The following is a 680-nucleotide window of genomic DNA, read 5'->3' on the forward strand; positions in this document are numbered from 1 at the left end:
TGAACTGCACCCCATTTGTTAGACAGTATGATATACTGGATAACAAGTGGGGTGCTTTATTATGCCAAAAGGGATAGCAAACAAACGATACACACCAGAATTCAAAAAGCTGGTAATTGAAACAATGTTGGAAGAAAAGCTTAGTTACAGCGAAACAGCCCGTCGATTTGAGGTAAGTGATCATCACCGCATCCAGAACTGGGAACGAATTTATCTGACAGAAGGGCCAGATGGCTTTGCTGTGGAGCGACGTGGTCGAGGAAGTAAGGGTCGTCCCAAGCAACTGCCGAAAGCGGTGGAAGAGGATCTGCTTGCTGAGGTGCAGCGGCTGCGTGCGGAGAATGAATACTTAAAAAACTTGCAAGCCTTGGTTTTGGAAGACGAGCGACGCCAGCGCAGAAAACGCAGGTAGTTCAAAAGCTGAGGCAAAGACACGCTCTGGATATCCTCCTTTCAATCGCTCAGCTTCCCCGCGCAACGTTCTACTATCATCTAAAACGGATGGGGTGCGCAGACAAATATGAAGAGGCTAAAACAGAAATCGCAGCCATCTACCACGAAAACAAAGGGAGGTATGGTTACCGCCGTATTACCACAGCGCTGTACAACAGAGGGATTCATCTGAACCACAAGACGGTACAGCGTCTTATGAAGCAGCTGGGATTGGTTTGCCGTGTCAG

General features: G+C 48.1%; 2 protein-coding genes. Both read left to right on the forward strand.

Features of this window, described 5'->3' with window-relative positions; genetic code table 11:
• The first annotated feature begins 61 nt into the window (after positions 1–61).
• A complete protein-coding gene (locus H7U37_RS15125) occupies positions 62–412 on the forward strand; it encodes a transposase (RefSeq protein WP_204876987.1) in 351 nt (116 codons plus the stop codon).
• Positions 413–501: 89 nt separating this feature from the next.
• On the forward strand, positions 502–680 hold a 179-nt coding region (locus tag H7U37_RS16470), incomplete at its 3' end, for an IS3 family transposase (RefSeq protein WP_204876988.1).

Origin of the sequence: Pseudoflavonifractor phocaeensis (assembly GCF_016901735.1) — a bacterium.
Lineage (GTDB): Bacteria > Bacillota > Clostridia > Oscillospirales > Oscillospiraceae > Pseudoflavonifractor_A.